This is a genomic window from Streptomyces sp. NRRL F-5122 (assembly GCF_001507435.1).
GTDB lineage: Bacteria > Actinomycetota > Actinomycetes > Streptomycetales > Streptomycetaceae > Streptomyces > Streptomyces lannensis.
Genome location: NZ_LMWH01000289.1, coordinates 1 through 26,334 on the forward strand (window position 1 = coordinate 1; position 26,334 = coordinate 26,334).

Here is a 26,334-nt window from a genome sequence, read left to right on the forward strand (position 1 = left end):
CTGGTAAGCGCAGGCGGTACGAGACGAAAGGCCGTGAAAAAATGAGCGGTTCGGGAACTGCGGACACTGCTGGGTCGTCGCCGACGGGAGACGCGGCCGTGCCCGGACCCCCGCCCGTGCACACCACCGGGGTGTTGCCCTCGGACACCTCGCAGGACGTTCGGACGCGGGCGGCCCGTCCGGGCCGCCAGGTCGCCGTTCTGCCCGTGGGCAGTTTCGAACAGCACGGCCCCTGCCTTCCCCTGGCCACCGACCCGCTGGTGGCCTGCGCGATCGCCCGCGACACGGGAGGCAAATGACGGCAGGGGAATCAGGGAACGGAGCGCATGGGGGGTACGCTCCGTGCCGTCCGTCCCCGCCGCGAATGCCTTCCCCACCTGCGGCGGAAGCGCACGAACCGCCTTCGGCGTCCTCACCACTCGCGGAGAGACCGGTTCGCCGGCCGGCGCCGCGGTCCGCCCGCTGCCGTCGGCGGGCTCCGGTGCCGTCCCGGTCCGGGGGCTCCGCAAGCCCGCGTACGACCGGGCGAGCAGCACCGGGATGCCCGGCAGGCTCGCGACGAAGCTGAGGACGCCGTACACCACCGCGACCGTCAGACCCGTCTCCGCACCCAGCCCGGCCGCGCCGAAGGCCCAGGCCGTTACACCCTCCCGAGGGCCCCAGCCACCGACGTTCAGCGGAAGCCCCATGGCGATGACTACGAGCAGGGCATGCCCGACAGGATCACGAGGTCGTGATCAGCAGCAATGCGGACGGCACCGTTGTGGCCGCCTGTGTCAGCGGCGGCAACGGTGCCGATTCTGCTGATCTTGTTCGTGCTTTTTCTCGTCTGGGTGAGTACTGGTGCGAGGCCGCCGGCCGGTCTCGGCTTGTTGCCGTGACTGGCTCTTGGGAGTGGTCCTTACCCAAGAGCGCGTTTGCTTCGCGACCAGCAGCCTCGCAGGGGCGCATTAGGTGCCCGGAGCGATCGCACAGGCAGACACGCAGACCCAGGTGCCTTCACGCTTCTGGTACGCGTCCGTGTACAGAGCTTCCTGCTCCGCTCCGTCGGCGATCATGGTGTAAGTCGCGCGACCATGAATCAGAGCAACATCACTGAGGATGCGGATATTGACGTCGTGCACAGCGAGATCCTTGAAGGGCCGCGGCTGCGCGATGTATTCGAGGAACTCGGCACGATTGCGGGTAACACCCGGAGTCTGCACGATGAAGTCTTCGGCGAGGAACTCGCTGAAGCGCTTAGCATCACTGGTCTGGTCGGAGTGGACGTAGTCCTTGTTGAGCTGGTCGAGGATCGCCAGATCTTCGCTGCACTGCTTGGTGTCGTTCACTTTCTTGTTCTTTCTCTGCGTGTTTCGGCATTCACTGCATCTGGCTTGCCGTTTCGGTGCCATGTACTCGGTGCCGGCGTGCAAGGTTGTGGTTTCTCGATCAGACGAGGATCGGCGCGGTAAACGAGGCCACCACGGAAACCACCGCGGGCAAGAATGCCTGCCGGAGCGTTCCGCCATGGCGAATCCGGTTGATCACCGGTACCACGTTTGACATCGAGCCGTGCCTTCCTGTCGCTCTGAACCACTTCGGAATTCCTGGAGGTTCCGGGTCAATAGCGCACCATGCGACACCTGTAACAAGAAGACGTAGCGCATGGTCGCATCGTCCGTCCGATTAGCGTCGACCCTCCGCGCCGTCTTACCAACAGCTCCGCGATCCCACCGGTTTCGCATCGCCCTCCCACCGCAGCCCGTGTCGGCGAGCGTGGTACACCCTCTGAAGGGCAGTGCAGTCAAGGATGGCGAGCTGACAGCACACCAGCTCGCATTAGTCGCCGAAGTATGGTTGACGGGTCGTCAGAGATCGGGAACCAGGTTGACGCCTGAGACATTCGCTGAGCCCTCGAACTGCAAGTGTGTACGAGCTGTCGGTCTCCGCAGGGCACAGGCACTGCCCCCCAAGCGCTTAAGTCGAGCGGGTAATAACTTCACGGACTGGCTGGCAGTTGCTGATCCACCCAAATGACTTTGCCGTCCGAGATGTGGCGGGTTCCCCATCGGTGGGACAGTTGAGTGACGAGGAAGAGGCCACGGCCGTGTTCGTCGGTGGTGCGGAGGTGTCGCAGAAGCGGGTGGCAATGGCTCGCATCGGAGACTTCACACGTCAGCATCTCGTGGCGGATGAGTCGGAGGCCGACTCTGCGGTCGCTGTTACAGCCGCCGTTGCCGTGAACGATGGCGTTGGTGAACAGTTCGCTGACGATCAGCTCTGTGGACTCGGCTAGATGTTCCAGTCCCCACCGGGTCAGCTGCCGCGTAGCAAGAGTTCGGGCACGGCTGATAACGGCGAAATCGCTGGGGAACTGCCATGAAGCAACCTGGTCTGCGCTCAGTGAGTGGGTCCGTGCGAGGAGCAGCGTGACATCGTCACTCGGCGGCTTGGCCCGCAGGGTGTCCACCGTGGACGAGCACAGATCGTCCAGTGTGTGGGCGGGCCGTGCGAGAACTGCGCGCAGACGGTTCATGCCGGCGCTGATGTCCCGGCCGCGGGCCTCGATCAGACCGTCGGTGTAGAGGGCGAGCACGCTTCCTTCGGCGAGTTTCAAAGTTACGGACTCGAACGGAACGAGTTCAAGGCCGAGTGGCGCTCCGGTGGGCAGGTCGGGGAAGGTGACATGGCCGTGCGGGTCGATGACCGCGGGCGGGGGATGGCCGGCCCGCGCCATGACGCAGTACCGGGTGATCGGGTCGTAGACCGCATACAAGCATGTGGCAGCCATCGTGGTGCTGTCCGGGTGCCGAGGGTCGGCTTCTGCCTCGGTGAGGCGGATCGCCTGCTCGTCGAGGCGGGACAGTACTTCGTCGGGAGGCATGTCCATCTCCGCGAGGGTGTGCATGACGGTGCGGAGTTGGCCCATCTGCGCCGCTGCATTGATACCGTGTCCGACCACGTCGCCGACGACCAGGGCGACGCGGGCGCCGGAGAGGGGAATCACGTCGAACCAGTCACCCCCGATGCCGTGATAGCTGTCGGTCGGCAGGTAGCACCAGGCCACATCAGCGGCAGAGCCGCCCGCGGGGCGGTGGGGATGCAGTAGCCGCTGCAGGGCGAGAGCCGCAGAGCGTTCGCGCACATACTGGCGGGCGTTGTCCAGGGCCAGCGCTGCCCAGTTGACAAGTTCCTCGGCCAAGAGCAAGTCGTCCTCCTCGAACGGCCTGGGGTCCTCCGTCCGCACGAAGACCGCCACACCCAGCACTACGCCTCGGGCGTGGATCGGGACGACCATCAACGAGTGCATGGCGTGCTTGCGGATCTTCTCCGCCCGCACCGCGCCGTGATGGTCCAGCCATGTGCCCGAGGAAGCGTCCAGTATCGGCACGAAGTGGGATTTCCCGGAGCGCAGGACACTGGTGAAGGGCGAAGTGGGCGAGACGAATACCGGCTCTCCGCGAGCGAACAGGGAATCCGGCGTTCCCGGGTGGATCGATGCCAGGCCCGCGCGGCGGAAGACGGGGATGCGCCCGTTCTGTGGGCCAAGGTGGGCCAAGGGCTCCTCGCCGAGTGGGACGGACTCCGCCAGGTCCACAGTGGCGTAGTCCGCGAGAAAAGGTACAGCGAGGTCGGCCAGTTCCTGCGCTGTCTGCATGACGTCCAACGTGGTACCGATACGCCTGCTGGCCTCGCCGAGGATTGCCAAACGCTCTCGCGCCCGTCGGCTCTCGGTGACATCCACACTCACAGTGCACACGCCCATCGCACGACCTTGCGCGTCGTCGAGGCGGAAGACTGACGCTGTCAACATGCGGTTGTTTCGCACATTTGCTGGCAGCGAGGCCTGGTAGTCCACGTCCATCGCCGAGTCCCCGCTCTCCAGGACCTGGTGCATTATTGCTTCCAGCGATTCGGACCCCGTCCCGGGCGCCACCTCCGTCAGTCTGCGACCCAGCCATTGGGGGAGAGGGGTGCCGTCCAAGGCGCCCTGGGTGTCGTTCACCCGGACACAGCGCAGGTGCCTGTCCCCTATGACGACACCGATCGGCACGCGACTCGTTAGCAGCAGCGTAGCGAGGGGCGGCACTGGTGCTGTGGCCCCAGCGGGCCACGCGGGAAGCAAGGCCTTGTCGGTCGCCCAGACCACCCACGAGTCCAGGCCGTCCTGCCCGGACAGCGCTGACACGCACAGGCGCACGTCGATGCTGCGGCCGTCGCGGTGGCGTACCCGCGCGATGTCGGACCAGCGGCCCCAGAGGGTGCTCTCTTGTGCGGCCCGTGAAACCTTTGCTCGGTCGTCAGCGGCCACCAACAGGACAGCGGCCGACTGCCCCACCGCTTCCGCGGCCGAGTAACCCACGAGTTGCTGTGCTGCTTGCGACCATCCGACCACCGTCCCCTGAGCGTCGAGGAGGGCTATCGCCGGGCTGACTGTCTCGATGGCCGTCGGAACCTCGGAGACTGCCGTCTCTGTGGAACTGCTCATTACTATCCCCTTCTGCGTCCACCGGCGATGCGGTTCACCAACTGCTCGGTTGTCTGGTGGTTGGATAGGTCTGGGGCAGGATGTGACCGAGCTACCGAGCACGGCAGGCCACTGGCCATACACTCTCTGCCTCTGACCGGGCTGCACCGGTCGTCTCAGCACGTAAGCGTGCTCCGCCGGGACCCCTGTCGAGGCCGGGGTGCGGCGAACGGGCCGTCGGCTGACACCGGCGTCGGTGGCACGTGCGCTCGGTGGGGCGCTGCAGGCGTCCGTGGTTCCTGTCGCGGTCACGTTTGCAACGCTACTGACCCAATTGCGCCGAAATGTGGTCCATTTCTAGGACGCATACGTAGACCAATTTTGCAGACAGGGCAGGATCGCGATCTACAGAGCTCGAGTACTAACCCGCTTTCGAATGTGGCCCGAGCATGCAACGCGGCGGTCCGACTTCGCGGTGCAACTGGTTCAACGGGCGGGGCTCTGTGGCTCGCCTGACCGTTCGGCGCGAAGTGGGCCGCTCTTCTGCCCAGAAATTGGTCCACCCGCATGGACGGCGATGTGCATACGGTCAGGTCATGACTGCCGCAGTCCCCGCCGTGGTGAACATCGGCGTCTTCCCCTCTTTCCGCGGTCCTGATCTTGATTCCGGGGGATGCGCTCAAGGCAATCGCTACCTTGCGGGTCACCGCCGGCGACCGCACAAGCTTCCCTACCGGCTCCCCCGGCCTCCTACGCCGACCTCACGCCCACGACCAAATGGTCAGGCACCTCCATCCACGGCGGACACAGATCCAGAGGCGGCAACCGGTAGCTCAAGTCCGCGATGTTCCTGCCCGCGTTCGCTGCAGCACGATCCCGCTCCAGCACCGACTACGACCGATGTCGAGCCCGCAGGAAGACCCATACCGAGGTCTCTCCTCTTGGGCCACCACCGCATCAACGTGCTGTTCGCGATGCTCAGCGACAGCACCTTCTACGAACCCAGAACCTCACGACACGCTTGACGAAAGACATCGAGCCACCCTCGCAGGAGGGATGACTGGTGGACGGTCAGGCGTTGCTGCGTAGGGGTCGAGCACGGGAGCACAATGTGAGCGCTGTGACCAGCATCAGATCGATAGCCGAGGGCTCCAAGGTGTGGCGCCAGAGCGGGCCGCATCTTATGTGGTTGTTCGGCCCTCTGGCAGTGATCGTTGCTGTCCCCGTGGCCGACGCGTTCCTGCCACCGGATATCCACCTCGCCCATGTGCTGGAGGTCGCCGTAGCGGTCGTCGCACTCAGCACTGGTCCGCGCCTCACTGCACTCATCGGGTCACTCAGCGTGCTATCCCTGATTGCGGCAGGTGCGGAGCGTCACATTCTCCGCACAGAGAGTGTCCTCGTCGAACTCGGCACCCTTGCTGCACTCTGTGCCTTCCTGGTGTTCTTCACGCACCTGCGGGACCGGGGCCAGCAGAAGCTCGTCCGGGCCCGCTCCGTCTCCGACGCGGCACAGCGCGTCGTACTGCGCCCTCTACCAAAACGGGCCGGCCCGGTCCGGCTCGCTGCGCAGTACCGCGGCGCGGAGGTCGATGCGTGCATCGGCGGTGATCTGTATGCCGTGGCCCGCACCTCTGGTTCCACCCGGCTGCTCATCGGGGACGTTCGCGGTAAAGGCCTGGCCTCGATCAGTGACACCGCGGTCGTTCTGGGCGCCTTCCGGGCCGCGTCCCACCACCAGATTCCGTTGCCGGCACTGGTCGGCCACATGGAAGGTGCCGTCCGCTGGGGCCTCGCGGAGTTCTCCGGGTCCGAGGACGACGCCGCTGAACGATTCGTCACTGCCGCCGTCGTGGACATCCCGGACAACGAGCCGGTCGTGCACCTGATCAGTTGCGGGCACCCGCCACCTCTCCTGCTGCGCCACGACGGCCCTGCCGCGACCGCACTCGTGGCGCCCGAGCCGGCTCCGCCCCTCGGCCTCGGCGCGATCTCCGGCAACCTGTATCTCCCCGCGACCTTCTCGTTCGGCGAAGGCGACCGCCTGATGCTGTACACCGACGGTGTCAGCGAGGCCCGTGACCAAAGCGGTGTCTTCTACCCGCTCGCCGAACGGGTCGCCAGGTGGGTCGATCAGGAGCCCGAGACGTTGCTCCACAGGGTCGTCACCGATCTACAGGAGTACACCGGCGGTCAGCTGGACGACGACATGGCCATGGTCGTCGCCCGGCGGGACGGCGGGGCCGCGGCCGCCTGAGCAAGGGCCGCGGAAGCACGGCCACCCAAGTATGCCGAAGCGTGATCAGAAACCCAGTCTCGCAGAAGACGCTCGCAAGGTTCCCGAGTCACAGAAGATCCTCAATCGTGTGCGGAACCCGATGGCGTGCAAGCGTGAGCGGAATCGTTGTCAGTCCACACACGCAACCTCTGCGGACGAACTCCTCGGCGGAAAATGGAGCAACCGCCCCAGCCTCCGCGTCCCCTACGAGCTCTACCTTCAACAGAGATGGCTGATGGTTGCACCATCGCCTGCCGACCGTTCGAGCAACTCCGCGAGTGCTGCAACTCCGGCGGCCAGAGTGTCGGGAGACGGAACGTGCTGCGGCTCCGCGAGGTCTCCCTCCGCAACAACCTGCCTCCGAAAAGCCCTGCTCTGAACGGCGCCGACTGACACGTCGGCACGGCCCTTTCGCCGACGATCAGACCCGGCAGTTGAAGGGCGTCCTTGCCCGTTGTCACGCTCTCGAGCGGACAGTGCAACGTGTGTGCGCTTTGACTGAGTTGATGAACGGCCGCCAGGGCCGGCACCGTGAGCGGTGCATTGAGCGCGTACAAGCGGACGACCTGCCTGCCCTGCACGGCTGAGGCACGGGTCTCGCCCAGGACTTCGACCCTGTCGTCGCCGAGCTCAGCCTGCCCTACAGCTCCGTGCCGTCGAAGACCACAGGAACAAGATCAAGATGCTCCAGCGGCGGATGTTCGGCCGACTTGGTTTCGGGCTGCTCCGCAAGCGAGTCCTCCTCCCGGCGCGAGCCCGTTCATGATCGTGGTTGTGGTGACCCTCTGTGGCTCTGACGCTGAAAGTGATCCAGAACCAGCTTTCGAAGACCGCTGACCAACGAGTGTCCTGGTGCAGGTCTGTTTTCAATCGACGAGTTGTCGATCTGTGCGTTGTCGATGTCTGATGCGGACGTCGAGCCGTTCCTGCTCGCGCACTAACGACTCCCAAGGGATGGCGAGAAATCTCCATGGGACGAGAGCTGGGTTGCCTCGGGTGGATGTTCGCAGCCGGGGGCGCGGACTCCCCTACGGTCAGTCTGCCGGACATCTCGTTCGTACCTGTCGGTGACTGTCCTCCCTTGCTGGCCTCGGGCGGGCGTCTCCCGAAGGGGATGCGGGCTCGGTATACGATTCGCGCGAGCTGTGTCCACAGGGGGGAATCGACCGGTGAGGCACCACCGTCCCTTCTGTGCCTGCAGGAGGTGTCCTGCTCGGTCGACGTGCCGGCGGACGCCGCTGCCGCCGGCAGCCCGGTGAGAGAGGGACAGGGCTCGGTCTCGCGCTGGGAGAGTCGGCCATGGGGCAGCCCCCTCAGAAAAAAACAGCCCGACTATGTAAGAAGTCAACCGCCTGCAGCGCTAAACATGGCAGGTCCGCGTCCCCGACAGAATCTGCTGCTGGCACGCGCCCCATACTGCAAGTAGGCAGAAGCGACGCGGACCATCGCGCGGAGCGCCGTATAGCTTGCCTTGAGATCAAGGGAAACGTCCTGCAGACCGCACCTCATTGACGTGACGTACATGAGGTGCGGTCTGCAGGATGTCAGGTTGCGCGCCGGAGGCGGACGACGACGTTCTCGCCCATGCGCTTGGGGTCAAGGCGGTAGTACTTGATGTGCCCGATCCTCTCGGTCTCCTCAAGCCAGCCAGCTTCGATCACCTGCTTGCGGGTGCGGGAGAAGACCGGAGGGGCCATCCCGACGAGTTTGGCCAGGTTTGCGGCCGTCTCCAGAACGGCGCCGGACCGATCAGTCGGATGCAGGGCGTACAGCATGACGACGAGACGCTGGTTGGCGCTCATGCCGGCCGTCTTCTCAAGCAGCTCGAGGTTCTTCTGCTTGTCGTCGATGCTGATCACTGGGCCTCCCACCGTGCAGGGACGTTCTCATCGAATCCGGGGATGTCCGGAGGGTTGCACGTCTTCACCGCTTCACGCTGCTCAATACCCGTTCCGTGAAAGGCAATGTACGGGCTGATGCGGTAGAAGTTGTAGTTACCGATACGTCCTCGGATGACCAGGATGCGGTGTTTGGCCAACTTCCTGTTGATCTTCCCGACGGCGTCGGTGGACATTCCCACGCGTTTGGCGATGTCCGCACCCGTCGCCCTCAGCGGCTCCATGCCCTCGGGCGAGACCCCGATCCACCACAGGACGAGGAACTTCTGGCTCGGCGTAAACGCTTTGGACTCGGTGATCGCCTCAACACGGGCCTTGTCAACCTGAGTATGCCTGCCGGAGAAGGCGTACGGCGCATAGGGGACCGGCTCGCCTGTATCGGCGTCGACCAGTCTGCGTACTGCTCCCAACGGGCCCTCCGCGCAAAGGGGGTATTGGCTGACGGTTCATGAGGGACGGCTGTCATGCCGACTAGATGAACCTAACGTACATGAGCAGGAAGTCAATTAACTCCGCCTGTCGGCCGTGTCGCTGAGCGACACACTCATGTATCCCTCTGTCCTGCCGCGCTCGCTCCAGCCCTGAATCATGTACACCACGTCAATCTGATACGTCTGACGGATCGTGGTACCCGGATCGTGGAATCGTGGTGCCGGGTTGCTCAGTCGCTGTGCCAGGCTGTTGAACCGCGGTGTGCGGTTTCTGGGACTGCGTGCCATGGCTGAGGAAACTTTGCACTCAGGCCTGCCGATCGTTCACCACGGTCGGCGGAACTGCTTAACGGTTCCACCGATCTTGGTTGTTCGAGTAATCTGCGCAGGTCAGAGCCCATATGAGGGGTGCGCTCTCTTGTCCTATCAGGAGCCGCTCCGTTACACCTGGCAGCGCCACCGTGGCCGCCCAGGCTTTTGCGCTCGCACCAGTGGACATCGTGTCGTCCTGGAATCACCCTGCGGCAGCACTCAATATCGGACAAACCCACCTCAGCGCCAGGACCCTTCACCTCATCCCGGTCTGGAGTTGTCAGTGAACCGCCCCATCGTGGCTGTGTCGGGCTATGGGCCTGCGCGCACGCACGACCCCGCCGTTTTCCGGCGCGCACGATCTGCGCCACGACGAAACCGATTCGCGCCGGGAAGCGGTGGGGCAGCGGGGTCCAGGGGCCGGCGAAGGCCCCTGGTACCACGCTGCCAAACCACCGAGGGAGTGCGACCATGCACCTAAGGACCCGTGAAGGACCGTCACGCCGACGGCTTGGGGTAGTTCTGGGCCGCGCTCAGGCACGCACCGGTACCACCAGGAGAGTTCTGCGGCGCGCGTGAGCCCAGAGACACAGACCCGTAGTGGGGACGGAGCGCGTAAACCTGGGCAGCCATCCTCACCAGAGCCAGCTTCACAGGCTCAAGCCGACAACCACTTCATCCGGCTGGCAACCGGCGCTGCTGACGCCCTCGTGACCAGACATGCTTCTCTGCACTTCACCCTCGCGGGTGTACAGGGGTATGTGACTCGTCAAAGGGCCTCCGAGATCGATGGAGCTGGACTCAGTGGGAAGCGGACAGTGAGCGACAATCCCGCAGGCAAGAGGCCGCCGGTAGGATCGGCGCTCTCATGGGGAGAGCGATGCGAACATCAGTCCGTGGCAGGGAGGGGCAGAAGTGCGCTCTGACCTCCGATGAGGACGACGCTGACTTCTGGGGCTTCGCTCATGAGGCCGATGGGTTGTTCGCGCCACTGCCGGAGGAGGAGGGAGCGCGCCGAGTGCACCTCGCGGGTTGTCTCCCGCAGGGGCGCTTGCTGAAGAGCCTTGACCACGTCGGCAGTCGTCGCGCCGTGGCGGGGAACGCCTGGATGGACCTCCTCGACGCTGGCGGTGCCACCATGGGGTCCTACTTCGTCAACGAGGTCACCGTTGTCGACGTCCAGTCCTCTACCCGGGGAACCGACTTTGTCGACCTCACGGTGACGTTGTGGTGTGAGCAAGCCCTGCCTGGAGCGGACGCTGTGTGGGATCTGATCCGCACGGGGCAACTGAACCGCACTGGCATGTGGCACGAGCTTGATGCCGAGGGTCGACACATCTGGCTGTCGGTGGCTCTGTGGTCTCGGGAGTACCAGCGGGGGGACAGGCCCGACGCTCCCGACCATCAAGTGTTCACGTTGGACGGCGGACATATCGTCAACATCGACAGCTTCTACTGCACACTGGGCGAAGGCATCAACGGCCCCGGCGGGTACTTCGGCTGGAACCTCGACGCTCTTATCGACTGCCTGAGACGGGGCTGGGGTGCCACCCCACCTTTCACCCTGCTATGGCAGCATTCGGCCGGGGCCAGGGCCCGATTGGTGGAAAGGCAGGAGACCGCCGATGGCGTGGCCACTCTGTTTGATCTGCTGCTGGAAATCTTCGACGAGCAAGGCATCCAGGTCATCCTGCAATGACTGCTTGTGGATGCCAACAACCGCCTTGGGCTGGTTCATCCGGACTCCGAAAGGCGGCGAGTGGGGATTCCCAGGTCCACGGATGGCCTCCGTGCCCGTCGCTGGGTTTGCTCTCGCTTGGCGCGGAGGAAGCCAGGCCGCGATTTGAGCACGTGGACGCTCGACCAACTGCAGATGTTCATCCGTGACGCCCGTGGTCAGCAACTTGAGACGGCACGGGTCGCCGCGCAAGGACAGGCCTACAACCCCAGCCATCCCCAAGAAGCCCGTCGCCAATGGGCGAAGCTGTCGCTGCTCGCGAACCGGCGCATGCCGAGGGAGCCTCCGCGAGGGTGGCCCAGCAGGACTTCATGCTCCGGATGTGGGTGATCGATCAGCTAGGGCCTGACGACACCGACTCCGACTGGAGTCCCGAGGCGCTGGCGTCCGACACGCTCGACACACTGACCTTCACGCCGGCACAGGCCGCTGGTCTCGCTGAGGGCTGGCGCGATCTTCCCATCGAGCAGATCCGTGAGCTGCGGTCGCACAAGAACCTGACGACCCATCTGGGAAGCCTGGTCCGCTATTTGGCACCCAGCCCGGTCCATGAGCGACTCGTCGCCTGGACCGCGACCCGACCGCTCCTGCCTTGACCAGCCGCCAGCGATCAGACCGCCTCAACTGACGGTCTTCAAAGTGAAGTTCCGAGAAGCAGACGTGTTCGTGCTGGCAGGGGGGTGTCATAGGGGCGTCAGCAGGAGCCGAGCTCGACCTTTCGGCGGTCGAAGTGCTCCTCGAACGCGTCCCATTCCTGGTTGGTCGTCTCGAGGTATTCACCCTCGGGCCGAACTTGGTGCCGTCGGCGCAGATGCTCCTGGTAGTGCCGGATGATGTCGTCGTCGACGACCGCGACGTACCCGCGGGTGGTCTGGATGTTGAGGTGGCTCAACAAGGGCGCTCGGATGTGGATCGGCAGGCTGCTGTTGACCAGCTCGGTAGCGAAGTACGCCGATCTCGCGGCTGATCACACATTTGAACGAAGAGCGGAGCTCCCGTGGCAGACGACGTGTTTTGGAAAACAAGTCGTGCTACCGGAGCTCCGCTTCGTGCGCCTGGCCGACGTCCAGATCCCCAGCCCACTGTGCGACCACACCCAAAGCTGTAATTTCGCGACCTTGGGCTGGCTTTAGGGCGCGAGAAGGGAGACCTGGTAGTGGGCGATGAGCCATCCGTCGTCCGAACGGTTGATCAGGACGGCAAGTTTGGCGTCAACCACGGTTTGGTCGGTGAGGGAGAAGTCCACGGCCGCGTACCCGAGCACGAGGTCGGGTGACAGTCGCCTGCTCTCCATGATGCGGTAGGAGGCGGACAGGCCTTCGGGCTGGGAGGCGTAGTAGTCGGCCACGCCCTGCCGGCCTACGGTGTAGGGGTGCGACCCCTGGAAGATCGCATCCTTCGTGAAAAGTTCGGCGATTTCGTCGGGTTGGTGCCGGTCGACGGCATCCCTCCACCGGTCGAGAACACCACGCAGGATCGCTTCCGTGTCGTTCGTGCTGCCCCTTGCTTGTGTTCCCAATTCAGTGGCCTGCGCTCATGCCGCCGTCAACGTGGAGGATCTCCCCGGTGACGAATGAGGCGTTCTCCAGGTACATCACCGCGTCCACGACATCGCTCAGCTCGCCCAACCGGCCGACCGGCTGGAGAGCGGCGAGGGTGTCGTGGGCCTCGCGCGGGTGCATGGGGGTATTGGTCGTGCCGGGAGACACGGCGTTAGAGCGGATGCCCCGGGTGGCGTACTCGATTGCCAGGGACTTCGTGGCGGACTGCAGCCCGCCCTTGGTCAGAGCGGCCAGCACGGAGGGCACGCGGGCGTCGGGGTTGTCGACAATGCTGGCGGTGATGTTGACGATGTGGCCGCTGCCCTGCTCGAGCATCTGCTCGACGGCGAGTTGGGTGATGCGGAAATACCCGTCGAGGTTTGTACCCGTGTAGGCAGCGTAGTCATCCAGCGTGTATTCGGTGAAGGGCTTGGCGATGAAGATGCCCGCGTTGTTGACGAGGGTGTCGACGCGGCCGTAGCGGTCGATTGCGGCAGCGACGACACGGTCGGCGGTGGCAGGGTCGGCTATGTTGCCCTGAATGGTCAGGATGTCCGGGTCGTCGGTCGGGGTGATGGAGCGCGAGGTGGCGACGACGGCGTAGCCGAGCTTGCGGTAGGCGTCTACCAGGGCGGCGCCGATGCCCTGCGAGGCTCCAGTGATGATGGCGACCTTCTGCAGCGGTGTCTTCATGGTGAAGTTCTTCTTTCAGTGCGAGACGGCTTCCCTTGCCGGTCTACTAGCGTCTCGTAATCTTGTTTTCCTTCCTCCGCAACGCTGTGGGGTATGTCATAGCCTCATCCCTAATATGACTCGGAGGTCGATCTGCGGCTTATTTAGCCAAAAGACTGTTTACACTTGCTGCATGATCTTGTACCGGCCCGAGAACCTCGCCGGCTTCAGAAGCGGCACCGGCCTGGCCCTCGACGACCCAGCCTCACCTTGACAAGCCGAAATAGGTCAAGAGCACTAGGGAGCGAGTCATGCCTGTTCAGGCGAGGGGATTCGGTTTTGGTATGCCGTGGGAGTCGCCCTACGGATACAGCCAGGCAATCCAGGTCGGTGACACGGTGTACGTGTCTGGGCAGGTGTCTCATGACCGTGACGGCAACTTCGTGGGTGCTGGCGACTTCGAGCTCCAGGTCACAACCACGCTGGCCAATCTGGACCTGGTGCTGGAGCACTTCGGGGCCAAGCGCAGCCAAATCGTGGAGAGCACGGTGCTGGTGAAGAACCTGCGGGAGAACTTCGACGCGACGGCACGCCTTCACGCCGCGTACTTCGGAGAACACTGGCCCACCAGCACGACCATCGGTGTCTCTGACCTGGCACTGCCGGACCAGTTGGTGGAGATCGGCGCGCTCGTGCGTCTCGACGTGAAGCCATAGGTCGGAGTCGACCTCGGCGTTGGGGTCACCACCTCGAGCACGAAGCCTCGCGGAAGGCAGGCCAGGACGGAGACGTGCCTGCGCCACCTCCGTGGAATTGCAGCCGCCTCGCAGGCCCTGAACCTGCCCCAGCGCAACTTGAGATGTGGACGCTGGGGGTATGCAGAAGCCCCGGAAGCGCGGCTCCCGCGACTCCGTCGCACGTCAAAGGTTCGCTGGCGAAAGGATCCTAGCCGTACTCGGGGTGCTGGACTGTCAAGGGCTCGGTCTGGACTCCGCGCGCGGAGTCCAGACGGAAAGAGTGGACCCGACATGCTCAGCCCGCTCTTGTTTCTAATCGTTTACAGCGGGAGCTCGATCCCGAGTTCTCGCATCGCACTCGATGGGGGGCCGCCTTCTGACCGCTCGGTCTTGAAGCCCTTTACTCGAGCAGCAAGGGTGCGCGGGTCTACAGCTTCAGCCGGCGCACCCATGGCGTACAGGCCATCCGGATCGGTGTCGCGGTCATGGGGCAGAAGCCAGAAGACACGTCGCCGGAATGTTCCTGAGGACCGTGAGGGTTTAGCCGTGGGGCCCAGGAGCGCGTAACCGACCATGCGTCCGTCGCGGTGGTAAGCGGGCTTTCCCTTACGCGTGGGGAGCCGGTCGAGGCTCTGACGCACATAGTCGAGATCGTTGATGTCTTCGAGCCAGATGAGGTCGGTTTCGTGGTTGATCTCGTCCTCGGTGATCAGGGAGCTCATTGGCGGGTCTCCCCTTCTTCATCGGTGAGCAGGCCGATACCCGGGTAGTGCTTGCGCTGGTTGGACAGGATCATCTCCTTGGGAGAGGTCAGACCCACCAGTTCACGGGTGCGGGCGGCGAACGCCCTGGAGGACATCGCCGGTGCCCCTTCATTGTGGCACCACGTCTTGTAGGTGGCGTAGAGGGCGGTCTGCTCGGCGCGTAGTTCGGGCGCGATGATGCAGGCTTCCTCATAGAAACGTCCTGTGTGGTCTTCGGTCTCTGCGTATGCGGTCGTGGCGATGCGGACGCGCTCGGGGCCACTAAGGTCGCGTCCGCCGGCGAGGTAGCGGCGGGCGCCGTCGATGAGCCAGCCGAGAATGCCGGGTCCCTCCTCGGTTACGAGGATGTCGGCGAGGTTGTCGATCTTCCGGTCGTCGGGTACGACGCGCTCGAAGGGGATCAGGCGCATACGGCGCCAGAAGGCGAAGCCGCCTGTACCTACCTCGGGCCGGTGGTTGCCCAGGAGCCACAACTTGTGCGTGGGTTGGAAGCTGAAGAAGTCCTGGCGCATGCGGCGCGCCTTGATGCGGTCGCCACCGGTGAGGAGTTTGACACGAGCTTCATCGAACTTGTCGCCAGGCTTGACCTCGGAGCACACGATCACACGCCGGCCGTGGAGTTCAGCTAGATCAGTCGGGTGACCCTCATAGGGGCGTGCCATGAGGAAGCCGGGGGGCGCCGCGTCGGCGTAGTCGCCGAGGAGTTTCATCAGCACGTCGAGGAGGACGGACTTGCCGTTCTTCCCGGACCCGAAGAGGAAAGGCAAGACCTGGGCTCCGACGTCGCCGGTGACGGAGTACCCGAGCAGCAGCTGCAGGTAGCTGATCATTTCCCGGCCTTCGGTGTCGTTGCCGAAGGTGTCGGTCAGGAAGCGTTCCCATCGGGGGGCTGCGACATGCTGAGGGCCGACGCTGGTGGAACGCGAGTGGAAGTCCTTGTTCGGATCGGGTGTCTTCACAAGTCCGGTGCGCAGGTCGACGATTCCGTCAGGCGTACACAGGGCGTACGGGTCGGCGTCGAGCAGGGCGGCGTTGAGAACTATTCCCGGGGCGGATTTGGCTTGGGTCAGCATGGCGTTGATGCCGGTGGTGGACAACGCGCGACGGCGGTGTTGATGAAGGGCTGAACTGGTGAAGAGTCCGCGGGGGTCGTGTCCTGCGATGTTCTCCGCGAGATCGCCGGCTGCCCACAGCACAGTGTCGTCTTCATCGATCTGCCAGCGGGTCGTATCCCAGCGGTACCAGCCGATGCCGGGCACGTGTCGGTAGTCGTTGGCGTAGAGCCTGACGAACAGCTTTGCGTTGCCGCGATCGGAGAGGGTGTCCGGCAGGAGTCCGGCTTCGGTCGCATGGGAGGGTGCGAGTCGTGTCGGGTCGGATTGTGCTGGCAAGGGAACTGCTGAGCCCTGAGCGCGGATCTGGGCGGCTACGGCCTCGGGATTGAATTCGAAGAGTGTGTCGTTGCTTCCTGGCGTCGTCATGGGCGGCTACCACTGGTGTACAAGGGGTGCTTGAGACCCGCGGCAAGTCCGCTGCGAATGATCTGCTCGATGCGGCGTTCCTGGCCCGGGCGGGCGGTGACGGCGGTGTCCGTCAGCACGCGTGTGGCTTCTTCCTGCGAGAGGCGTCCTCCGGCGACGAGGCCTCCCAAAGTGTAGGCGGCCCGGTTGAGAGCATCGGAAAAGCCTGCACCGTCACTGACCTGGCCGCAAGCCTCGACGGGGGCCAACACGGCGGTGAGCAGGTGTTGAGTACGGGCACTGCCGCCGCCGGCTGCCAGGACAGCCTGCTGGGCGCGTGGCGGTACCGGTCGAGGGGCGGGGATGGTGGAAGCGGGCAAGTGACCGGTGCGCTCCAGTTCCTGCGCCAGCCAGGCCGGCAGAGCAGCTGGTTCGCGGACTTCCCCGATCGCGGTGTAAGTGCCGTGCTCGGTGGTCGTGCCTGGGGCGATGATGTAGCCGCCGTGAGCGCGAACGTCGACCTGCCAGGCGAGTGCACGGCCGGTGCTGGATCCGGAGGAACACTGCCAGCGACGGTTGTCGGAGGCCCGGTACCAGACATGGAGACCGCCTGAGGGGGTGCGTACTCGCAGAGTCGACTGGTCGTCCGCGGGACTGGGTTGGCCCCTGAGAGCTGCCAGCACAGCCAGAGTGTGGAAACCGTTGGCCAGCCCTGTCAGGTCTACGTGGTCGGCGATGGGAATTCCAGGCAGGATGCGGTCACGACTGGGCGGCTGTGCTTGGTGTGCGTCGATGTCGATGACGACGAGACCTGCAGGGCCGCAGGCAACGCCGACTCCGAAGTCCGGCCTCGATCCCCACCATTCGCTGATGCGGCGGTGGTCAAGAGTTGCTGCATGGAAGCCATGGCACCACCGGCCGGCCGGCAAGCAAGGGCACTGCGCGGGAAGATGCCGGGTCTCGCGGCACGCCGTGCAGTTCGCGGGCGGAGTCTTACGTCCGACCGCCAGCGGGTGGACGGGCCAGCCCCTGCGGGCGCACCAGCTCGCAATGGCCAGGGAGTTGGCGATTGAACCTGTGGAGCGACGGGAGCATGAGTCGCTGGTGGAAAGGCCCAGTTCAGCAGGCATGCATCCCCCCTATCAGCGACCGAAGCGACTCAACGACGGACACAGACTAGCGAACGTGGGCGCTGAGGTCGTGGAGCACATGCCAAACGTTGTCATTGGGGTGTCGATAGAGGGATCAGCTAGTGGACGGCAGCGACTGGGAGAAGGTGCCCAGCGACCGGGGGGCGCTCGGTCGCTGACTAGCGTGTCAGAAAAAACCGCAGGTCAGAGGGTCGTATTCCGTGAAACAGCGACTGAAGCGACTCAAGCTCTCTATATATGACGCACACGCACACACACGGTTGGCCTCATATATGGGGAACCTTAGTCGCTTCAGTCGCTGTCGAGCGGTCGTATCTAGCCTGACCTGCGGTTTTGCAAGCGACTGAGCAGCGATTGAAGGTCGCTTCAGTCACTGCTGCTTCAGTCGCTTGGCTGTAGAAGGCGTCAGTGACCGAACCAGCACAGCGACTGAAGCGACCCAGCGCAGGGGATGCCTCCACACAGTCTGCTTCGGTCGTTCCAGCACCCCTGAACCAACCATTCGAACTCTGAGTCGCTTCGGTCGCTCGTGAACGGCACTCCCCCACGCTGACCTGCGTTGATGCAGAGGTAGTTCACAGCGACTGAGTCCCATCCGCGCCTGGAGTCTGATATGCGCACGGCGAAGCTCCGCTAGGAGCGCGTCTCAGTAATGAGCAAATCCGAGCTGGCCTGAGGTCTGAGATCAGGTCGGGGCATGTCGTGGGCAGCTGCCAGGCCGTTCTTGGGCGCTGCCCGGCAGGTGTTCGGCTGGTAGAGCTTGCCACGGGGGCCGACTTGATCTGGCTGGTCGGCCGGCCAGGAGGGCGAGTCTGGTGGTTCTGAAGTGGGGAAAGGGGTCTGCCGCAGGATCGGGTGACATCTGAACTGGCTTGCCCTGTGGGGCGGGTGGGAAGGATGTCGCTGTGCCCAAGCCCTATGCGGAAGAGTTGCGCCAGGACGTCGTGCGTATCGCGCGAACGCGCTGTTCGACGCGCACCGTGACGACCCGGAGTTCGGCTACCGGTTCCTCGCCGACGAAGCGCGCGGTGCCGGGGCTGTGATGGCGGACCGGACTGCATGGCGGACCTGCCGGGACATCCGCTGGTGGAGCGTGTTCGGCAAGAAGCGCGGCAAGGGAAAGAAGGCTGGCCCGCCGGTGCACGACGACCTGGTCCGCCGTGACCTCAGCGCGACCTGCGCGAACCGGCTGTGGCTCGCCGACATCACCGAGCACGCCACTGGTGAGGGCAAGCTCTACCTCTGCGCGATCAAGGACGCCTTCAGCAACAGGATCGTGGGCTACTCCATCGACGAGCGGATGAAGTCCCGCCTGGCTGTGACCGCCCTGGAAAACGCCGTGGCCAGGCGTGGAAACGTCGACGGCTGCATTCTGCACAGCGATCGCGGATCGCAGTTCCGCTCGCGGAAGTTCGTCCGGGCGCTGGACCGCCACCGGATGGCCGGCTCGATAGGGAGGGTCGGAGCTGCCGGCGACAACGCGGCCATGGAGTCCTTCTTCAGCCCGCTGCAGAAGAACGTCCTCGACCGCCGTGTCTGGGCCACCCGTGAAGAACTGCGGATCGCGATCGTGACCTGGATCGAGCGGACCTATCACCGACGCCGCAGACAAGCCTCGCTCAGTCGGCTGACCCCCATCGAATTCGAGACCGTCATGACCGCACCGGCCCTCCAGGCCGCGTGACCGCACCTGTCACCCGAACCTGCATCGGACCCAAGATCTCGCGGAGACTTTGGCATGTCGTCAGCAGCCACCACTTGCCACACGCTCGCTCTTCGCCCGCTGATTCGGTCAGCGGCCGGAGCGGCTGCGATCCCCGCTGGTCTTGGTCGGTCTCGCGCTTGTGGGCCGGACCGACGCCCGAATGTCGGACGCTTTCGGGGGGCGGGTCAGCCGGAACACACTGATGAGGCTGATCACTTTGCTGCCGGATCCGCCCAGCGCCACGCCCAGCATGGTTGGTATGGACGAGTACGCGCAGCGCAAGGGCCGGATCTACGGAACCGTACTCGTCGACGTTAAGACGCGTCGTCTCGAGGACCTCCTGCAAAACCGGGAGGCGGCCCCCCCTTGCGCCCTGGCTGGCCGAACGGCCCGGGAATGAGGGCATTTGCCAGGACCACTCCGTACTCCGTCTTTTACGCCGAAGGCGCCACCCGCGGTGCCCCGCAAGCCCTTCAGGTCGCCGACAGATGGCACCTCTGATACAACCTCGGCGAAGCCGCTGAGAAGTACGTCTACCGCCACCGTGCCTGCCTGCGACCGGCGCTGGCGTCGGCGCCTGAAGCACCACCGGCTCCGGAGTCACCCGCGACGTTGCCGTGACCGCCAGTGCACCGATCCTTGGGCACGGCTACTGCGTCTACACCTTCTTCGAGCAGTACCCGCACCATGCGGCCTGCGCGCGCTGCGACTTCAACACCTGGCGACGAAAAGGCGTGGATGTGTATGAAGCCGTGGCCAGTCGCAGGGCGGTGTCGGCCTTCAGCGATGAACCGGTGCCTATAGCGGTCCTCGAACGAGTGCTGACAGCAGCGACGCGAGCTCCGTCGAGCGGGAACCTCCAGCCGTGGCACGCCTATGTCGTCACTGGCGAGCCCTTGGCCGAGCTCAAGAGACGCGCGACGGCCAGGGCACCGGCGGGAGACCTGGGTGATGAGCGGGAGTATCCGATGTATCCGGCGGAACTGACCTCGCCGTATCTGGACCGTTTCTCCGCCGCGGCTGCCCAGCGGTACAGAGCGCTAGGGATCGAGCGCGACGACCCCGACAGGCCCGTGAAGATCGCTGCCTTGAACTCGGAGGCGTTCGGGGCGCCGGTCGTACTGTTCTGTTACCTCGACAGGAGGATGGGGCCCGGGCAGTGGGGGGACGCAGGGATGTATCTGCAGACCGTGATGCTGTTGCTGAGGGCGGAAGGATTGCACAGCTGCCCGCAGGTGATGTGGACGATGTATCGCAAGACTGTCAGTGAGGCAGTTGGAGCTGGTGACGGCCTCGTGTTGTTCTGCGGTGTCTCGGTGGGATTAGAGAAGGAAGACGTGCCACGGTTGCGCACCGGGCGGGCGGACTTGACAGAAACCGTGAGCTTCATCGGAGTAAGACCTAGTGGCCAGTGATCAGACGGGTCGTCGGTCCGCGTCGCTGCGCGCATAGCAGGCTCAGTTTTGAGCGAGGCGCAAGGAGTCGGGCCGGTCTCGATGACGCTCCCGCCGAAGGTAGGCCAGTCGCTGATGGCCGAACAGAGCCGCGGATCCGCCGAGGTTTTCGTCCAGTCCTCGAAGCGGAGACCGACGCATCCGTCGGTAGGTCATGTGGCACTTGACCGTTTCGGTGGCGATGCCGGTGAACTGGCTACGGATTGTGGCCAGTTACGTGCCCCGGCGTGAATCGATGACCGCGACTAGGGCCTGCTCGGGCAGGCCGTAGTCGCGTTCGATGGTCACGGCTTTTCGCCCTCAGGTTTGGCTCAGCCCGTCGCAACGATTCCGACTTTCCTTCCGCGGAGCGTGCCGGTGGCGGCATGCGCCTGCCCAGACACCTGCTCCTCTTGACAACGCTATGGCACCGGTCGCCCCAGCATGAATGGCAAGTCGTCGCCCGCGCCGTTGTGGCACACGGTCGCCGGCTGGTGAGCAGCTGCGGCGCGTTCTCCTTTGGTGAGGCCAGTGTGCCCTAGTTTGCGTACCTCTGTGTCGATACCTGGCTACGGATGGATGACTAGATCGTTATCGGGACGGACGCTCGATGGGCACACTTACTCAAGAGGTGGGCGAGAAGGGGTCGGCTGCCAAGCCGTCTGAGTACTTGTTGACGATCGTGGCGAACTCCGCAGGATTGCGCTCCTGGCCCATCCCGTTGAGGATGCGTAGCAGTTCGAAGAAGGCTGGCTCTTCCATCTTCTTTACCAGGTGCATGGCAATGAACAGCGGGTCGTCATAGGGCAATGTGCGGGGCTGTCCGGCGGTGCTTGGCGATGATTGGCTGCTTTGATTCCGGGGTTCGGGTACCACTTGCTCGGACTCTGTTCCGGGCACCTGCCCCGCATCGATCCCCTCGGGATCGCTGCTCAGGCTATTGGCACGGCTCGTGTGTTCCTCTTCATGATTGCCCAAGGGCTGCCGAGCTGTGGGAGCTTCCTCAAGGCGGTCCTCCGCTGGCGGTGTGCCGTCTGAGTGCGTGGCATCAGTTACGGGCGTTTGGTCTTGCGCAGGATTGGCCGGTGCAGATGCTGCGGGATGCGTGTCCTGTGACGTCTCCCCCACCGTGGGTACTGAACGTTCTGCCACCGCTGCATCCGTAGCTGCAGCACGATCGCTTTCGTGTTGGTCTGAGGAGTCTTTGGTTGGCGAATCGGTTGCTTGCAGCCTTTTCGCTGCAGCCGCCGCTTCTTCCTTGCGGGCCCGTTCCGCCTTGAGTTCGAGGAGAGCCTTCTCCTGCAGTTCGGCAGGCTTGTTGCCCACTGCACGCAACAGGTCGATGGGTTCTTCACTGATGCGGGCCTGGAGTGCCGGGACCAGGTTGAGCAATGCGAGCCGTTGGGACACCCATCCTTGTGAGCGGTGGAGCCGCCTGGCTAGTGCTCGCTGACTCCCATGAATGGTGAGGAGCCGCTGCAGGGCACGTGCTTCGTCCAGCTCCTCCAAGTCCTGGCGGTGGATGTTGGCGACGAGGGCAGACTCAAGGACTTCCTCAGGACTCGTACCCTGGTCGTCGCTGACCATCACCTTGACCGAGGTGAGCCCGGCCTTGCGGGCAGCGGCGAGTCGGCTGCTGCCATCCACGACTACATGGGTGGTGTTTGGTTCGAGCTCTGCTTCCCGCTCCGGGTTCGCCTTGATGTAGGCGTCACGGTTCATCACGGTGATGGCCTGCTTCTGCCCATGGGTCTTGAGGCTGCCGGCCAGATCAGTGAGATCTCCGAAACTACTGCGCGGGTTGGCGGGGTTGAGACTGATCCTGTCGACGGGAAGTTCCGCGGGCGGGGCGACACCATCGGTGGGCACACCCGTGGCGGCGGCGACTGCTTGGCGCCGCGCGCTGACGGGACGCACTCCCCCACCGAACCGGCCGGCACCTAGTTGATCGGCCTTGCTCACATGACCTCCCTGGCCAGTGCACGCATGCTGACTGCCTGTTGTGATTTGGGTGCGTAGGAGAGCAACGGCTTCTTTACTCGCACTGCTTCCTTCTGTTCTTTGAGGTCTCCGATGAGGCCGACGACCCGTGGATCCTTTATGTCAACCCAGCCTTGAAGAGACGACGTCGCGATGTAACCGCGGCGTGAGTCGTAGAGGTTGACCACGATGCCGAGATAGTCGATGTCGACTTGAAGGTCGGTGCGCAGGTCGTCGATCTGAGTGGTGAGCAGTTCATAGGCGTCGGCGGAACTGTCTTCGGCTTGGACGACGACCAGGGCGCCGGACTGTCCGGGCTTCTCATTGTTGCGACGGCGACCGTAGTAGGCGGCAGCATCCATGCTGAGACCGAGACTGGGAGGGCAGTCCACGATGATTACGTCGTAATCAGCCTCGACTGGTGCGAGTGCCCGCTCCAGCGCTGCTTCTCGTGCACGGACCGCGGACAACCTCACGTCCAGCAGGAAGGCGTCGTTGCACGCGGGCAGAAGGTGTAGTCGGCCGTCGAAGTTGTCGTCCTCGACAGAAACGATGAGGTCGCGGAGCTCACCCCTGGGGTCACCCGCCATGTGGTTGGTGAGGCTGTCGCCGTCCATCGGTAGAGGGCTGGCCCCCAATTGATTGGTCAGGTGGCACTGCGGGTCGAAATCGACAAGTAGCACACGCAGCCCGAGGCCGGGCAGATTCTCGATTTCGAGTGGATCGTCCCCCGATTTGGCGCCGGTCGTGGGTACGTCGCTGGCGCGAAGTGCTTCGGCGAGCGCCTTCGCCACGCGGACGGGATGCAAGGAGTCGGGGTTCTCGGCCAGGGCCTCGCCCACTCCGGCGGTGATGGCAGTCTTGCCGACTCCCCCCTTCTGGTTGCACACGACGATGCGGCGGGTGATGGCCGGGCGCTGGATGTCCGGTGCGGGGTTCATGTCTAGCCACAGCTGAACGGACTGTGCCAGGCCCTGGATGAGAGAGAGCCGGCGGTCGGAAGCGGTCTGGCGAAACTCTTCCCACTGCCCGTTAGGCAGGAAGGTGGCGAAGGAATCTGCGCCGGTCGTGTCGACGGCGGAGACGGTGGACGCCAGGCTGCACCAGTCCCTGATGCCTTGTTCGACGGCGGTCTGGATTTCGATACCGTGCTGGGCGGCTCTGACCTTCAAGGTTTGCCGGAGCCATGCCGGTAGTTTGGAAACGACCTTTTCCCGGTCGCTGGAGACGGCTGGTGAACTCATGGAGACAGCATACTAACGTCCATGATCGATGGAGTCATCGGGGCGTTAGTTTTATCAAGTTGAGGCGATGCGTGTCACCTGTCAGGTCATTGCACTGCGCTGATCGGCAGTGAACCTGCCGACACGACACGACACGTCTCGACAGAGCGAGGCGCGTCTTGTGCCGCTCAGGGTCGCATAGTCCCCACCTGATCAGGGAACTATGGCCGGCGTTCGAGAGCGTTGATCGCGACCCTGACCGCTACGACAGACGGCAGTTGGCAATGCCTCCCCAGCTGGTGCGCTGCCGCACCCTGGCCCCGCAGCACAGGTTGAGCCCCTGGAAGTGGTGAACGAGTTCGACCTGCTCCGGGAGCTTGCTCCGGCTTCTGGTTGATGCCGATGTAGATGGGCGGCCACCGGTTGATCTTCGAGGTGTCGAAGCTCGAAGGAGACCAACACGATGACCGCAGTCGACAGTCTGCCCCTACAGGCCCTCACAGAGGAGAACCTCGCTTCGGCGAGTCCCGATCTGCTGCGCACGATGCTGAAGACTTTCGCCGACGCGCTTGTGTCCGCGAGGGCAGACGTCCTACGCAACGCCGAATATGGCTAGGTCAGTAAGGAGAGAGTCAACCGCCGAAACGGATCTGGCCTGCGTGAGCGGGAGATGAGGGCTGACACGGTCGAATCGGGTATCCCCCAACTCAGAGGCGGAAGTCACTCCCCCACTGCCCGCTGGAACGTTGTCGCCGGGCGGAACAAGCTCTCGCCAGGGTGGTCTTACCGCTTGACTGCTGCGGGTGCCCATCCGACCCGACGAGTGGAAAAGCTGTCCCAGAACCTTGGCGTCACCCAACTGCCGAAGCCGTAGATCCCCCCATAGCCCTCACCCGGACGAGCGAGTCACAGCCCTACACAACCATTTGCTGGACGCCGGCCCGTACCCCTTCGTGTGGGGCGATGCGCTCACTCAGAAAGTCCGCGCGGGCGACCGCATCGTCAACGCCCATGCGCTGATTGCGGTCGGCGTCAACACCGACGGCCACCGTGAGATCCTCGGCCTGACGCCACCTCCGGAGAGGACGGTGCTGGCTGGCTCGCGTTCTTGCGTTCGTTGATCTCCTGCGGCTTGTTCGGGGACCAACTCGTTGTTTCCGACGTCCGCGTCAGGTCCCGAAATCGGCTCAGCCCTGGATGGTCACCTGGCTGTGGATGGCCTTCGAACAACCGGATGCCGACGCCGTGAGGGCCCGATGCGGTACATGCTCGATGCGTTGGAGGCCAAGTTGCCCAAGGACGTGGAGCACTTGGATGCCGCGCAGCAACGACCTGCTCGCCTCCACCGTCTTCCCGCGCGAAATCTGGCGGCAGATCTGGTCCGCTCCGCAGGGGCGGCTGAACAAGGAGATCTGCCGCCGCACCGAGGTGCCGGGCATCCTCCCCGATCGCACCGCCTTGCGTGGTCGGCGCGGTGCTGGTCGAGCAGGACGACGAGTGCACCGGAGCTGAGAGAGCCAGAAACCGACGACAGCGTCTTACTCACCGAGCTCACCGCATAGCTTCGAAACCGAGATCACCGAGTGGCAGTCGATACATCACTCACGCGGACGCGACCGCAGCTCATGCGGAGTCGGAGCAGGAGGCCGCTGACGGTCTGAGGCTCCGAGTGACAAGTAGATCAGGACCCTTCCTGCATCTCAGGTGAGTGATTACGGCGTAATCACTTCGAGCACCTAGGTGATCGCATCTCTAGGAGGATCGTCTGGTCGGTGTCGGCCTTGAGCGTGACGTGCGCACGACTCAGACCGGGAGTCAGAGTGCGAAGACTGCCTGGGCTTGTTGCGGGCGGGAGCGTTGATCCAGATGCGCTGTCGACAGTGCATCCCTCGCACCCTGCGGGGATGGTTGTACGCGGTGTTGGAGTGGGTAGCGAGCGTGGCGCGGGAAACAGGATGCATGATCGAAAGGCGATCAAGTCCCGAGCGCCATCGTTGCGCCGCTCCCTTAGTTGTTGTGTCTCGGAGGATCCTGGACTGGTGAATCAGGCCTTGGCTGAGGGGCTTGAACAGCGACGGACCTTACGGGTCCGGTGTGAACTGCGGCGTCTGTACCGACAGATAGAGCTTTACGTTCCACCGCAATGCACTTTGATCCAGACAGAGCTCCTGCGTATGCCTGCTGCATGGTCGATGAGGGCCAGTCCCTCCCGCGAGGCGCCGAAGGTAGTCAGGGCTCGCCCACGAAAGCCCACCGAAGCCGACCAGGTGGTCCGTCGGTGGCGCACGTATATCTGACGGCACCCTGGCTGTGATGCAGCCTCCTCAAAGTGATCCCGACGCTCGTCAAGCCGGCTGGGCTGACTCGTACGCAGTGACAAGCCGTGCTGAAGACCGGTCGTTAGCGAGGCATCGTGGCCGAGGCCGAGTGGTAGGGAGAGGCCTTCCGGACCGGGGAACCAGAGATGGCCGGTCTCGAAGTGCTCGCCCTGGACGAGGAAGGGGAACTCTTCGGGCTCCAGGTGCACGTCGTAGAAGCGGGGCAGGAAGCCGAGGTACGAC

The 26,334-nt window shown here is 64.2% G+C and carries 18 protein-coding genes and 5 pseudogenes; 10 read left to right on the forward strand and 13 right to left on the reverse strand.

Annotation, left to right across the window (positions count from 1 at the left end; translation table 11 throughout):
* Window positions 1-98: 98 nt before the first annotated feature.
* Window positions 99-284 (forward strand): annotated as a pseudogene (locus tag ADL25_RS41020) (creatininase family protein); the annotation flags it as partial.
* 209 nt (window positions 285-493) lie between these two features.
* Here the strand turns inward: ADL25_RS41020 and ADL25_RS51285 are convergent.
* The 3 genes and pseudogenes from ADL25_RS51285 to ADL25_RS41030 all read right to left on the reverse strand — a co-directional run.
* Window positions 494-710, reverse strand: a pseudogene (locus tag ADL25_RS51285) (UPF0104 family protein); the annotation flags it as partial.
* 240 nt (window positions 711-950) lie between these two features.
* Window positions 951-1,331: a nuclear transport factor 2 family protein gene (locus ADL25_RS41025; protein ID WP_059133040.1), complete on the reverse strand. Its 381-nt coding sequence runs from the start codon at window positions 1,329-1,331 to the stop codon at window positions 951-953.
* Window positions 1,332-1,981: 650 nt separating this feature from the next.
* Window positions 1,982-4,471, reverse strand: coding sequence for a SpoIIE family protein phosphatase (locus ADL25_RS41030; RefSeq protein ID WP_059133041.1), 2,490 nt, complete (start codon window positions 4,469-4,471; stop codon window positions 1,982-1,984).
* 618 nt (window positions 4,472-5,089) lie between these two features.
* Between ADL25_RS41030 and ADL25_RS51290 the strand changes: the two are divergent.
* Together ADL25_RS51290 and ADL25_RS41035 are read left to right on the forward strand one after the other, a co-directional pair.
* Window positions 5,090-5,475, forward strand: a pseudogene (locus tag ADL25_RS51290) (transposase); the annotation flags it as partial.
* Window positions 5,476-5,570: 95 nt separating this feature from the next.
* Window positions 5,571-6,707 carry a PP2C family protein-serine/threonine phosphatase gene (locus ADL25_RS41035; RefSeq protein WP_234381262.1) on the forward strand — a complete coding sequence of 379 codons (1,137 nt, stop codon included), beginning with the start codon at window positions 5,571-5,573 and terminating at the stop codon, window positions 6,705-6,707.
* Window positions 6,708-8,272: 1,565 nt separating this feature from the next.
* Here ADL25_RS41035 and ADL25_RS41040 read toward each other — a convergent pair.
* Window positions 8,273-8,584 (reverse strand): hypothetical protein, encoded by a 312-nt coding sequence (locus ADL25_RS41040; protein ID WP_059133058.1) that lies wholly within the window; start codon window positions 8,582-8,584, stop codon window positions 8,273-8,275.
* Complete coding sequence (locus tag ADL25_RS41045) at window positions 8,584-9,036, reverse strand: MarR family transcriptional regulator (protein WP_059133043.1); 453 nt, start codon at window positions 9,034-9,036, stop codon at window positions 8,584-8,586. The genes ADL25_RS41040 and ADL25_RS41045 overlap by 1 nt, the downstream gene beginning before the upstream one ends.
* A gap of 1,441 nt (window positions 9,037-10,477) precedes the next feature.
* Between ADL25_RS41045 and ADL25_RS41050 the strand changes: the two genes are divergently transcribed.
* Both ADL25_RS41050 and ADL25_RS41055 read left to right on the forward strand, forming a co-directional pair.
* Complete coding sequence (locus ADL25_RS41050; RefSeq protein WP_234381263.1) at window positions 10,478-11,068, forward strand: barstar family protein; 591 nt, start codon at window positions 10,478-10,480, stop codon at window positions 11,066-11,068.
* Window positions 11,069-11,343: 275 nt separating this feature from the next.
* A complete protein-coding gene (locus ADL25_RS41055) occupies window positions 11,344-11,703 on the forward strand; it encodes a hypothetical protein (protein WP_159045136.1) in 360 nt (119 codons plus the stop codon).
* A gap of 98 nt (window positions 11,704-11,801) precedes the next feature.
* On the opposite strand, the gene ADL25_RS41060 is transcribed toward ADL25_RS41055, so the two are convergent.
* The 3 genes from ADL25_RS41060 to ADL25_RS41070 all read right to left on the reverse strand — a co-directional run bounded on the left by ADL25_RS41060 (window position 11,802) and on the right by ADL25_RS41070 (window position 13,341).
* Entirely contained in the window at window positions 11,802-12,002 is a 201-nt protein-coding gene (locus ADL25_RS41060; RefSeq protein WP_234381264.1) for a hypothetical protein, read from the reverse strand.
* 234 nt (window positions 12,003-12,236) lie between these two features.
* On the reverse strand, window positions 12,237-12,626 hold the full coding sequence (locus ADL25_RS41065) for an SgcJ/EcaC family oxidoreductase (RefSeq protein ID WP_059133046.1): 390 nt from the start codon (window positions 12,624-12,626) through the stop codon (window positions 12,237-12,239).
* Window position 12,627: 1 nt separating this feature from the next.
* Window positions 12,628-13,341, reverse strand: coding sequence for an SDR family NAD(P)-dependent oxidoreductase (locus ADL25_RS41070; RefSeq protein ID WP_059133047.1), 714 nt, complete (start codon window positions 13,339-13,341; stop codon window positions 12,628-12,630).
* 290 nt (window positions 13,342-13,631) lie between these two features.
* On the opposite strand from ADL25_RS41070, the gene ADL25_RS41075 reads away from it, so the two are divergent.
* Window positions 13,632-14,036, forward strand: coding sequence for a RidA family protein (locus ADL25_RS41075; RefSeq protein ID WP_059133048.1), 405 nt, complete (start codon window positions 13,632-13,634; stop codon window positions 14,034-14,036).
* 341 nt (window positions 14,037-14,377) lie between these two features.
* On the opposite strand, the gene ADL25_RS41080 is transcribed toward ADL25_RS41075, so the two are convergent.
* The 3 genes from ADL25_RS41080 to ADL25_RS41090 are packed head-to-tail and all read right to left on the reverse strand — an operon-like array spanning window position 14,378 to window position 17,411.
* Window positions 14,378-14,779, reverse strand: coding sequence for a DUF6009 family protein (locus tag ADL25_RS41080; protein WP_059133049.1), 402 nt, complete (start codon window positions 14,777-14,779; stop codon window positions 14,378-14,380).
* The gene (locus tag ADL25_RS41085; RefSeq protein WP_059133050.1) at window positions 14,776-16,302 is read right to left on the reverse strand and encodes a DNA primase family protein; all 1,527 of its coding nucleotides are present in this window, start codon (window positions 16,300-16,302) and stop codon (window positions 14,776-14,778) included. The genes ADL25_RS41080 and ADL25_RS41085 overlap by 4 nt, the downstream gene beginning before the upstream one ends.
* Window positions 16,299-17,411, reverse strand: coding sequence for a bifunctional DNA primase/polymerase (locus ADL25_RS41090; protein WP_079050949.1), 1,113 nt, complete (start codon window positions 17,409-17,411; stop codon window positions 16,299-16,301). Before ADL25_RS41090 ends, ADL25_RS41085 begins: the two co-directional genes overlap by 4 nt.
* A 967-nt stretch (window positions 17,412-18,378) precedes the next feature.
* Between ADL25_RS41090 and ADL25_RS41095 the strand changes: the two are divergent.
* Window positions 18,379-19,116, forward strand: a pseudogene (locus ADL25_RS41095) (IS3 family transposase); the annotation flags it as partial.
* A 755-nt stretch (window positions 19,117-19,871) separates the two neighbouring features.
* Window positions 19,872-20,552, forward strand: a complete 681-nt coding sequence (locus ADL25_RS41105; protein WP_059133061.1) for a nitroreductase — start codon at window positions 19,872-19,874, stop codon at window positions 20,550-20,552.
* Between the two features lie 642 nt (window positions 20,553-21,194).
* Here ADL25_RS41105 and ADL25_RS47405 read toward each other — a convergent pair.
* On the reverse strand, window positions 21,195-22,532 hold the full coding sequence (locus ADL25_RS47405; RefSeq protein ID WP_079050950.1) for a ParB/RepB/Spo0J family partition protein: 1,338 nt from the start codon (window positions 22,530-22,532) through the stop codon (window positions 21,195-21,197).
* A complete protein-coding gene (locus ADL25_RS41130; RefSeq protein WP_059133056.1) occupies window positions 22,529-23,794 on the reverse strand; it encodes a ParA family protein in 1,266 nt (421 codons plus the stop codon). Before ADL25_RS41130 ends, ADL25_RS47405 begins: the two co-directional genes overlap by 4 nt.
* Before the next feature lie 442 nt (window positions 23,795-24,236).
* Between ADL25_RS41130 and ADL25_RS52505 the strand changes: the two are divergent.
* Window positions 24,237-24,935 (forward strand): annotated as a pseudogene (locus ADL25_RS52505) (transposase); the annotation flags it as partial.
* Between the two features lie 53 nt (window positions 24,936-24,988).
* Window positions 24,989-25,285 (forward strand): transposase, encoded by a 297-nt coding sequence (locus ADL25_RS47415; protein ID WP_420711419.1) that lies wholly within the window; start codon window positions 24,989-24,991, stop codon window positions 25,283-25,285.
* Window positions 25,286-26,334 lie beyond the last annotated feature (1,049 nt).